Here is a 10,353-nt window from a genome sequence, read left to right on the forward strand (position 1 = left end):
GTTAAAGAGAAGCCTAATAAACTAGGCTTCTCTTTTATTACTTAAGGTTGATACTGTGCATCAATCGTTAAGCCAGAGAAGGTTCTGTAGGCGTTAACGCTCATGTGCCAAGTACCTGCTTGCGGGTTGCTAAATGTACATGTTTCAGCATTACCATTTTTATATGGACGACAATCATAGCTTGACGATGTAGGCTGACTACCAAACTTAACGAATAAGTCAGCATCACCTGAACCGCCCGACGTTGTCACAGTAAAGCTTGCCATACCTGCTGGAACATCTAATGTATAATGTTTCCATTGGCCTGCATTTGCTGATACATTTTCAACTGTACCGCCACCTGGTTGCGGAGTACCTGTACCACCGCCAGGCGTTGTTAAGTTACCGACTAAACTTACGCCAGAATAGGCAGAGTATCCGCGTAGCATTACGTGGTAAGTGCCTGCTGTAGGGTTATCGATAGAACACTCTTCGCTGTTACCACCTTTATATGGACGACAATCATAGGTTGAAGTTGTCGGTGCACTGCCTGCACGTACGTATAAGTCAGCATCACCCGTACCACCACTCATAGTGAAAGTCACATTGGTTGCACCGCTTGGGACAGTCATTGTGTAGAAAGTTTCGCTGCTAGCAGCGCCATTTAAGCCGGTTTGTGCTTGTCCATCTAGCAATTCATTACCGCCTGGTTGTGGTGGTGTACCACCTGTTGCAGCTGCAACCGCAGCGGCAGCATCAACAATACCTGTTCCGCAATTGTTACATGTTGCAGCAAATGAACGAGTTGTTGATTTTAGAATGCTTTCAATTTCATCCGGAGTTGCAGACGGCTTAGCTTGCTTAATTAGAGCAGCTACACCTGCAACATGAGGTGCCGCCATAGACGTACCTTGTGAGTAATGATAACTATCGCTTGAAGGGCTTGATGAACCTGAGTTATGTGTTGAAAGCACGCCTTCAGAATCATTAGCAAAACTTTGTGCGCCACCAGGTGCTGCAACATCGATGTTACTACCGTAGTTTGAGTAGTATGCGCGGCCACCGTTACGGCCAACCGATGCAACATTAACTATGCCACTACAGTTACCTGGATTGTAGTTCGCTGAGTTATCGTTGTCATTACCAGCGGCAATAACAATAACAGCACCATTGCCACGTGCTTGGTTGATTGCAGATTGCGTTGTTGAACTACATGAACCGCTACCACCCAGACTCATATTAATGACATCTGCAGGGTTTGCGTTGCTAGGAACCCCAGAAACAGAACCACCAGAAGCCCAGATAATACCATCAGCAATATCTGATGTTAAACCACCACATTTGCCAAGCACACGAACAGGAACAACTTTCGCGTCATAAGCAACACCGGCAACACCTTCACCATTATTTGAAACGGCTGCAACTGTACCAGCAACGTGAGTACCATGCCAGCTTGACCCTTGAGCACCGTTGTTGCCACATTCGCCAGCAGCAACCGCATCACCTGGATCGCGTGCATCACTATCACGGCCACCACCATCATTTGCTACAAATGTATCTGAAATCATATCGTAGCCAGGTAAAATATTACCATTTAAATCAATGTGTGGGCGATAACCCGTATCAAGTACTGCAACCGTTACGCCACTACCTGTGGCTGTATCCCATGCAGTTGGCAAGTTTAAACCACCGGCTTGTTCAAAGTAATGCCACTGATCTGAATAGCGAGGATCGTTTGGCGTTGCAAATGGTTTAAGCATTTGGTCAATTTCAATATACTCGACGTTACCGGTTGCGATAACGTCTTGCATGTATTCTTGTGCTTCAGAAGCGCTTAATTTTTTGTCTGCACGCATAACGTGGTGATTGTTTAAAGCCATAGCACGAACGTACTGTGCTTTTACTTTGCCTTTTTTACTTGTAAAGTTTTTAACAAACCCTTGCGCTTTTTTGTTCATCATCTGTGGGCTAGCATCCACAGCCGAAAGTGTCGCCATTTCACTTGTATTGTTTTTATATTTGATAATGAAACGCGTACCTAAAGGGTCTTGGCCCTGAAGTTTTGCCGTTGTTTCAGCCATTGATGGCATGATTGATTGGCTAGGATTAGCCATGCTAGTCGTTGCAGTAAATAGCGTACCCAATGTGAGCGCTAATGCACACTTTTTAAAACTTGTTGTTGTCATAATTATCCCTAGATTGTTATTTATTACTTCACAATGAATACTTGTGAAGGGGTACAAAAGTAAACGATCTGTTAAAAAGGTGAAAATAACGTTTCGTTATGTCTGTCTCCATTTTAGTTATATAGAGAAGTTTAAATGGCTAAATAGTGGTTTTGTATTTAATAATGGCTATTTGTTTGGTCTTAAAGTATTGCTTTTCAGGTTGTGATAATCCCAATAAAATCTTTATTGTGATTAATTTAATAGTTAAATACATCTCAGTTTGTTGCGCTAAGTTTGTTATAATCCAAAAAAACTTCAACGAGATAAGTAAATGACCCAAGTAGATGTAATAGTGATTGGTGCCGGTGCCGCAGGTTTGATGTGCGCTGCACAAGCTGGTTACCGCGGACGCAATGTTACAGTACTTGATATGGGGAAAAAGCCTGGGCGTAAAATTTTGATAAGCGGAGGAGGACGTTGTAACTTCACCAACGAAAATGCCAGCCCTGAAAACTACTTATGTGGCAACCCTCATTTTGTTAAATCATGCCTAAGTCGATATACCCAGCATGACTTTATTGAATTGGTCGATCGCCATGGTTTAGCCTATCACCATAAAACGCTTGGGCAGTTATTTTGCGACAACAGTGCACAAGACATTGTTGATATTTTGCTAACTGAGTGCGAGTGGGCAGGGGTAAATGTTGCGCTTCGTAATGAAGTAATAAATGTTGCAAAAACTGATACTGGATATCAGGTAATTACAGAGCAAGAAACCTATCAGTGTGAATCATTGGTAGTTGCTGCTGGTGGTTTAACAATGCCAAAGTTGGGTGCCACACCAATTGGCTATAAAATTGCTGAACAATTTGGCTTAAAAGTATTACCTACCATGGCCGCTCTTGTACCATTTACCTTGCACCAACATGATAAAGATCGCTTTGAAGGGTTATCAGGTATTAGTATTCCATGTATTGTTAGTAGCGAAGATGGCACGACTTTTAAAGAAAATATTCTCTTTACTCATCGTGGTTTATCCGGCCCTGCTATATTACAAATAAGCTCGTTTTGGCGTGCGGGCCAGGCGGTATCAATAAACTTATTGCCAGAGCTTGATTTAAAAGAGCAGCTAGCAACATGGCGAGAAACCCAAGCACAAAAATCATTAAAAAATAGTCTCGCGACTATTTTACCAAAACGCTTTATTGAAATTTTACATGAAAGCAAAGCAATCCCTGATTGCAACGTAAATCAGCTCACTCATAGCCAAATTGACGAACTAGCTAGTTACATTCATAACTGGAAAATCAAGCCTAACGGAACAGAGGGTTATCGCACCGCAGAAGTTACACTCGGCGGCGTAGACACCGACGAACTTAGTTCAAAAACCTTTGAAGCGAAAAAAGCCCAAGGTCTGTACTTTATTGGTGAAGTAACCGACGTAACGGGTTGGCTGGGCGGCTATAATTTTCAGTATGCGTGGAGTTGTGGTTTTGCAGCAGGGCAATACTGCTAACTTTGTGTTATGTGCTTTGAAGGTGGTTTTTAAAGCTAAAATTGCTATAAACACCACTATAACGCATTGTGGCGATTACTATTTAGGCAGTTGGCTTACAGATTGTTAAAATAAAGGTTTTTGCTAGTGACAAGCCAGTAAAAACTTTTTATACTGCAACCCGCTTTAGTCAATCAAGTGACTAAACGCTTCAAAATTTAGCTGTGTATAACACGCTAATAAAAAGTGGCCCCTTAGCTCAGTTGGTTAGAGCACACGACTCATAATCGTTAGGTCCCCAGTTCGAGTCTGGGAGGGGCCACCACTTTAAAAAATCTTCCGTTTATTTCTAAATCTATTCATTCTATTGATGGCAATAATCTTTTTAACTCCAACATCATTTTATATGCGCTGTCTCCTGATATTTTATATGGATTAAAATCACTGCCGCCGGAAAACTTAAGGTTTATAGGGCTGCTGAGGCTTGAAGAAGGTACATATCCCATTGACCAGTTAGCAAACTCCCTAACAGCAATCTCATCATAGCAAAGCAGGGTTATGTCAGTGTGGCGTTCATCATTTAAAATTCGTTTATAGGTTTGATTTACTTGCGTGCGTGATCCCTCTAAACATTGCAAGAAATAGTTACTATTAAAACATAACATGCCTGTTATGTGATTTTTGACGTTATCCTCAGATGCTTTTTTGATAATGTGCTCAATGCTAGAGTTTGAAAAGCTTTCTGTAATTCGGCTTGCGTAAATTAAACGAGTAAGGAACATGGGTGCAACTCTGTAGTTAATTACTGTCTTTAAATATACGATACTTTGGTTAAAAAGCTAAAAAAATGCCTACTTAGTTACCCGTTTTTAGCATTTAGTCAGCGTATGCACACTCATCATTGCTGATAATTGTGTGATTGAGGTAAAAATAAAGATAATATTGCTGCCATTGCAATAAAACTACTTGAGATCCATAAGCACGCTTCTAGCCCATACATTTGATATACCCAACCAGATAAAATAGTTCCAATAAGTCTGCCCATGGCATTCGCCATATAGTAAAACCCAACATCTAATGACACGCCATCACTATCGGCAAGGCTCACAATTAAGTAGCTATGTAATGATGAGTTTATTGCAAATACAGCACCAAACAAAAGTAGGCCGATAATAATGGATGCTTGAATATAGACGTTATAATGTAATGCCAATGCAATCATTATTGGGATAACACTTAGATAGCAGGCCCACAAAAATGCACTACGGCCACTAGAAGGATGACCTGATTTTTTCCCCGTGAAGGCAGGTGCAAAAGATTGTACTATGCCATAGCCGATAACCCAGCAGGCCATAAAGCCACCCACCCACCAATGATCCCAGTCAAACGTTGCGGCTAAAAATACAGGCAAAGCAACAACAAACCAGACATCTCTTGCCCCGAATAAAAATAGCCTTGCTGCAGATAGCACATTGATAGCTTTACTCTTTGAAAATAATTCACTGAACTTAGCTTTATTTTTAGCTTTGCCTAAATCTTCTTTTAATGTGAATAGGCTAAATACCCAGACTAAACACAGCATAATTAGCATGCTAAGTATTGCACCATGAAACTCTAGTAAGGTAAGTAATAACCCACCTAAGAAAAAACCAACCCCTTTCAGCGTATTTTTCGACCCCGTTAAAATAGCCACCCATTTGTATAATTGTCCTTGTGCATCTGGCGGGACTAGAAGCTTAATCGCGCTTTTTGCACTCATTTTATTGAGATCCTTTGCGATCCCAGACAATGCTTGCACGACCATAACATACAATACTGTAAGCAATTCAACGGGAGCCATGAGCATGGCTAGGGAAGCAATTTGCAAGCCTAAGCCAATATTCATGGTTTTGTTGAGACCGAATCGTGCACCAAGCCATCCACCCACTAAATTAGTGATCACCCCAAAAACTTCATAAAACAAAAAAAGCATGGCAATGCTAATAGGGCTATAACCTAGCTGGTGAAAATACAAAACAACCAGCATACGCAATGCGCCATCAGTAAGGGTAAATGCCCAATAATTACCAGTAATTATTAAGTATTGCTTTATTTGTGGGGGGAGTGCTTTCAATCGGTCCACGGTATTTATTCCTTGTCAGCTAAGCCAACTTTGCGCACAAGTTCTGCCGTACGATTTGCATAACCCCACTCATTGTCGTACCACACGTAGAGTTTTACTTGTGTCTCGTTGATCACCATGGTTGAAAGAGCATCGATAACACTTGAGCGAGGGTCAGTTTTATAATCGATAGACACAAGCGGGCGCTCTTCATAGCCCATAATATCTTTAAGCTCACCCGCGGCTGCATCTTTAAGTAAGGTATTAACTTCATCGACCGTTGTGCCGCGTTCAAGTTCAAACACACAATCAGTGATTGATGCATTAGTCAGTGGTACGCGAATCGCGTGACCGTTTAATTTGCCTTTTAATTCAGGGAAAATATGCGTGATAGCTGTTGCTGACCCTGTAGTGGTAGGAATTAAACTCGTGCCACATGAACGCGCACGGCGTAAGTCTTTATGTGGGGCATCAATAATTGTTTGAGTATTTGTTATGTCGTGAATCGTGGTGATTGAACCATGTTTGATGCCAATTTTTTCATGAATAACTTTAACAACAGGCGCTAAGCAGTTTGTTGTACATGATGCAGCCGTTACGATTGGGTAAGTATTTTTATTATAAAGGTGGTCGTTTACACCCATCACAACATTTAAAATACCGTCTTCTTTTACCGGCGCTGTCACCACAACGCGCTTTACACCTTGAGCAAGGTAAGCTTGCAGTCGTGCTTTAGTTTTAATTTTACCGGACGCTTCAATTACCACATCACATTGCGACCAATCAGTCTCTTGTGTTTTAGTATTTTGACTAAAGCCAATTTCTTTACCGTTTATAATAATGGCATTGTTGGTGTGGCTTGCTTCGTGATGCCACTTGCCGTGTACTGAATCAAATGTCATTAAATGAGCGAAAGTTTCAGCGTTACCAGCAGGATCATTAATGTGGACGATTTCTATATCATCCCAATCAAACGCTGCACGCATAGACAAGCGACCCATACGGCCAAAACCATTTATACCTACTTTAATCGTCATTGTGTATTCCTTAGTTTCGATTATAACTGTGAATTAAAATAATTAAGTTGAAACGTATTTCTAAGTGCTTTAGGCCTTATTTGCTGTACCTGCTGCATGATTTTGTCGCTAGGGCAACCATGAATAAGTAAAATAAGTGCAATTACTAAGCCCGTGCGGCCTGTACCGCCTTTACAATGTACCGCAATAGTTGCTTGGTTATTGACAGCGTCGAGAATAGCCTCTTTATATTGTAGCCACTTCACTTCAAACTCTTTTGCTGGTGCCTCATCATCTAATATAGGCAGTTGTAACCAAGTGATACCATGCTCAGTGCAAAGTGTTGGGAGTTGCTCTATGCTATTTTTAGCCATTTCATGATCATACATCAGTGTCAGTAACATGCTGGTCCCTGCTTGTTTAAGTGTATGTACGGACTCTTCAAGGGATGCTTGTTTAGTACCAGGGCAAGGTGTAAAAATAAGTTTTGCACCATTATCTAAAGTTAATGTGTCAAACGGGTGAAGTTGCATTATAAAATCCTCTTTTATCTTTATTTAAACCAATGGTGGGTGCGGTTTATGATTGCAACCAGCGATAGCATCACAGGTACTTCTACTAATACTCCAACAACGGTGGCAAGTGCTGCGCCAGAGTGTAAACCAAATAATGAAATAGCGACCGCGACAGCGAGTTCAAAAAAGTTTGAAGTACTAATTAAACAAGAAGGCGCGGCTATTTTTTGTGGTAATTTCATCCAAATAGCGGCAGCATAAGCAATGATAAAAATACCGTATGTTTGAATAATCAGTGGAATAGCAATGAGTACAATCGTTTGTGGCTCTGAAATAATCGTATTCGCTTGAAAACCAAATAGTAAAACCACCGTTGCTATTAGCCCAACCATAGACCATGGTTTTAACTTAGCTAAAAATTGTTCAAGTGCATGCTCATCTTGGCCTTTATTTAAAGCCTTACGGGCAAGCACTCCCGCAGTTAATGGCAGTAATACATATAACACCACAGATATAAGTAGTGTTTCCCACGGTACTTGAATATCACTAACACCTAGCAGCAGGGCGGATATAGGTGCAAATGCAAAAATCATAATTACATCATTAACAGATACTTGAATTAGCGTGTAATTAGCATCACCCTTAGTGAGTTGCGACCATACAAATACCATGGCAGTACACGGTGCAACACCCAGTAAAATCATGCCTGCTATATACGCTTGCGCAGATTGTGCATCAACTAAGTCGGCAAATATAAAATTAAAGAACAACCAGCCAAGCGCAGCCATAGTGAAGGGTTTAATGAACCAGTTGATGATCAGCGTAAGGATTAAGCCTTTTGGGTTTTTACCTACATCTTTAATTGACGAAAAATCAATTTGCGCCATCATCGGAAAGATCATCACCCAAATAAAAACTGCAACGGCAATATTTACATGGGCTATTTCAAAATCAGCAATCATTTGAAATACATCAGGCAGCCACTGGCCAAGCACAACACCAGTGACGATGGCTAGGCCAACCCAAAGAGATAAGTATCGTTCAAAAATTCCCATTGTGATCTCCTATATTAGCGACAAAAGTCGGTTTTACTTGGGCGGTTCCGCATGTTTGCGAGGTTGTCCAGGTTGTTAGATATAAGAGGAAGGTTGTTTTCAGTTGTTTCACTGATCACTTTTTTAGTCCATATCGGTAGGTCCGGATTAATTCTATAGAATACCCATTGGCCATGCTTTCTATCAATGATAATACCCGCTCGCTTTAAAACAGCTAAATTACGCGACACTTTGGGTTGACTGTTTTCTTGTAGAGCCTCCATCAATTCGCATACACATAGCTCGCCGTGATAATTAGTAAGCATCAATGTTTTTATGCGTATCTCGTCAGTTAAGCACTTATAAAATGAAATAGGATCAATCGTAAAGGTATCAAGTTCAGAGATTTGTTCATCAATACGTTGGCTTGATGCCGTCTCATTATTTGGCTGGTTTTTACTTTCTAAAAGTAGAAACATAGACAAGCGATTATTTAATTCACTTAATGTAGTAGAAAAAGGGTTGTTACAACTTCGTTCTTTAGGGTCTGGAAAGTCCCAAGCTAATTGCGCCTTGGCACCAGGGAAATTACGGCATTCTTGATTTGCTTTATCACAAAGGGTGATAACAAAGTCAAACTCTTGGTCTGAGAGCTCATCGACACTTTTAGATTTAAGGTCATCTATAGTCAAACCAAACTTTTCAAGCGCATCTAAGGTGCGGGGATCAATCAATTCTGGTGACGTGCCTGCACTGGAGATATCAAATAGCTCGCTTGCTTTGTGACGAAGTAATGCTTCAGCCATTTGTGAGCGAGCGGAGTTACCAGTACAAAGGAATAAAACCGAACGCTTAGTTGAAGGTTGATTACTCATAAATAACGCCTAATACTTAATATGCAATAAAGTGTATATTCGATTTTGTGTATGTTCAAGTGCAAGGGGGCCTTTTAAAGTAATAATTCTATTTTAAACGGTGTGAATCAGGTTCAACTATAAAGTTAACTTGGATATTTGGGTTGTTTTGTGGCTAGTTTAGCTGTGTTTTTACACTGTTCGTTTGAAAATTGTACCAAATGCTAATTAATTACAAATAACTTAAAAAAATGCTTGCGTAAAAATCTGTTCTCCCTATAATGCGACCCCACTGAGACGGCAGAGCAGGCAACGCTTAGCGAGGCAAGCAGCTACTCAGTAAGTCGAGTAAAACTTGAGTTTAGATTTTTTAGAAAGTTTAAAATTAAGTATTGACAAAAAAAATGGAAAGCGTAACATGCGCAGCCCTAGCGAGATAAAGTAAACACTTTAACCGCAACGTTCTTTAACAATATAAAGCAATCATCTGTGTGGGCACTCGTACAGATTGAGTTCTAACAGCCAAGCTACTTAGGTAGTGAGGCAAAAAATTTAGAGTCTCAATTGAAACTGAGTGACCAACAGCAATAACTACTTCGGTAGGAATTGCAGCACAGTCAATTCAATATCGAAAGATATTAAATAAATTCAGAATTCATTGAGCTGTCGAAAGACAAAAAACTTTTAATTGAAGAGTTTGATCATGGCTCAGATTGAACGCTGGCGGCAGGCCTAACACATGCAAGTCGAGCGGTAACAGAAAGTAGCTTGCTACTTTGCTGACGAGCGGCGGACGGGTGAGTAATGCTTGGGAACATGCCTTTAGGTGGGGGACAACAGTTGGAAACGACTGCTAATACCGCATAACGTCTACGGACCAAAGGGGGCTTCGGCTCTCGCCTAAAGATTGGCCCAAGTGGGATTAGCTAGTTGGTGAGGTAATGGCTCACCAAGGCAACGATCCCTAGCTGGTTTGAGAGGATGATCAGCCACACTGGAACTGAGACACGGTCCAGACTCCTACGGGAGGCAGCAGTGGGGAATATTGCACAATGGGCGAAAGCCTGATGCAGCCATGCCGCGTGTGTGAAGAAGGCCTTCGGGTTGTAAAGCACTTTCAGTCAGGAGGAAAGGTTAGTAGTTAATACCTGCTAGCTGTGACGTTACTGACAGAAGAAGCACCGGCTAACT

Annotated in this window: 8 protein-coding genes, 1 tRNA gene and 1 rRNA gene; 3 read left to right on the top strand and 7 right to left on the bottom strand. The window is 41.1% G+C overall.

The window, feature by feature from the left end:
* Positions 1-41 precede the first annotated feature (41 nt).
* Complete coding sequence (locus ATS75_RS13660; protein ID WP_414858287.1) at positions 42-2,165, bottom strand: S8 family serine peptidase; 2,124 nt, start codon at positions 2,163-2,165, stop codon at positions 42-44.
* Positions 2,166-2,478: 313 nt separating this feature from the next.
* Between ATS75_RS13660 and ATS75_RS13665 the strand changes: the two genes are divergently transcribed.
* Together ATS75_RS13665 and ATS75_RS13670 are read left to right on the top strand one after the other, a co-directional pair.
* A complete protein-coding gene (locus ATS75_RS13665) occupies positions 2,479-3,663 on the top strand; it encodes an NAD(P)/FAD-dependent oxidoreductase (RefSeq protein WP_058560972.1) in 1,185 nt (394 codons plus the stop codon).
* 227 nt (positions 3,664-3,890) lie between these two features.
* Positions 3,891-3,967, top strand: a tRNA-Ile gene (locus ATS75_RS13670).
* Between the two features lie 34 nt (positions 3,968-4,001).
* Here the strand turns inward: ATS75_RS13670 and ATS75_RS13675 are convergent.
* The 6 genes from ATS75_RS13675 to ATS75_RS13700 all read right to left on the bottom strand — a co-directional run bounded on the left by ATS75_RS13675 (position 4,002) and on the right by ATS75_RS13700 (position 9,183).
* Positions 4,002-4,424 carry a BLUF domain-containing protein gene (locus tag ATS75_RS13675; protein ID WP_058560973.1) on the bottom strand — a complete coding sequence of 141 codons (423 nt, stop codon included), beginning with the start codon at positions 4,422-4,424 and terminating at the stop codon, positions 4,002-4,004.
* 116 nt (positions 4,425-4,540) lie between these two features.
* The gene (gene arsJ / locus ATS75_RS13680; RefSeq protein ID WP_058560974.1) at positions 4,541-5,764 is read right to left on the bottom strand and encodes an organoarsenical effux MFS transporter ArsJ; all 1,224 of its coding nucleotides are present in this window, start codon (positions 5,762-5,764) and stop codon (positions 4,541-4,543) included.
* A 5-nt stretch (positions 5,765-5,769) separates the two neighbouring features.
* Positions 5,770-6,780 carry an ArsJ-associated glyceraldehyde-3-phosphate dehydrogenase gene (locus ATS75_RS13685; protein ID WP_058560975.1) on the bottom strand — a complete coding sequence of 337 codons (1,011 nt, stop codon included), beginning with the start codon at positions 6,778-6,780 and terminating at the stop codon, positions 5,770-5,772.
* Between the two features lie 20 nt (positions 6,781-6,800).
* Complete coding sequence (locus ATS75_RS13690; protein ID WP_058560976.1) at positions 6,801-7,292, bottom strand: dual specificity protein phosphatase family protein; 492 nt, start codon at positions 7,290-7,292, stop codon at positions 6,801-6,803.
* Between the two features lie 20 nt (positions 7,293-7,312).
* Entirely contained in the window at positions 7,313-8,329 is a 1,017-nt protein-coding gene (gene arsB, locus ATS75_RS13695; protein ID WP_058560977.1) for an ACR3 family arsenite efflux transporter, read from the bottom strand.
* Between the two features lie 14 nt (positions 8,330-8,343).
* On the bottom strand, positions 8,344-9,183 hold the full coding sequence (locus ATS75_RS13700; RefSeq protein ID WP_058560978.1) for a metalloregulator ArsR/SmtB family transcription factor: 840 nt from the start codon (positions 9,181-9,183) through the stop codon (positions 8,344-8,346).
* Between the two features lie 664 nt (positions 9,184-9,847).
* On the opposite strand from ATS75_RS13700, the gene ATS75_RS13705 reads away from it, so the two are divergent.
* A 16S ribosomal RNA gene (locus ATS75_RS13705) occupies positions 9,848-10,353 on the top strand; the annotation flags it as partial.

Origin of the sequence: Pseudoalteromonas sp. H105 (assembly GCF_001469215.1) — a bacterium.
GTDB lineage: Bacteria > Pseudomonadota > Gammaproteobacteria > Enterobacterales > Alteromonadaceae > Pseudoalteromonas.

What these genes read in the sequence shown, in the direction of transcription:
- ATS75_RS13675 (WP_058560973.1), bottom strand. Translation starts at nt 4,424, where the DNA reads ATGTTCCTTACTCGTTTAATTTACGCAAGCCGAATTACAGAAAGCTTT.
- ATS75_RS13660 (WP_414858287.1), bottom strand. Translation starts at nt 2,165, where the DNA reads ATGACAACAACAAGTTTTAAAAAGTGTGCATTAGCGCTCACATTGGGT.
- ATS75_RS13685 (WP_058560975.1), bottom strand. Translation starts at nt 6,780, where the DNA reads ATGACGATTAAAGTAGGTATAAATGGTTTTGGCCGTATGGGTCGCTTG.
- ATS75_RS13690 (WP_058560976.1), bottom strand. Translation starts at nt 7,292, where the DNA reads ATGCAACTTCACCCGTTTGACACATTAACTTTAGATAATGGTGCAAAA.
- ATS75_RS13665 (WP_058560972.1), top strand. Translation starts at nt 2,479, where the DNA reads ATGACCCAAGTAGATGTAATAGTGATTGGTGCCGGTGCCGCAGGTTTG.
- arsB (WP_058560977.1), bottom strand. Translation starts at nt 8,329, where the DNA reads ATGGGAATTTTTGAACGATACTTATCTCTTTGGGTTGGCCTAGCCATC.
- ATS75_RS13700 (WP_058560978.1), bottom strand. Translation starts at nt 9,183, where the DNA reads ATGAGTAATCAACCTTCAACTAAGCGTTCGGTTTTATTCCTTTGTACT.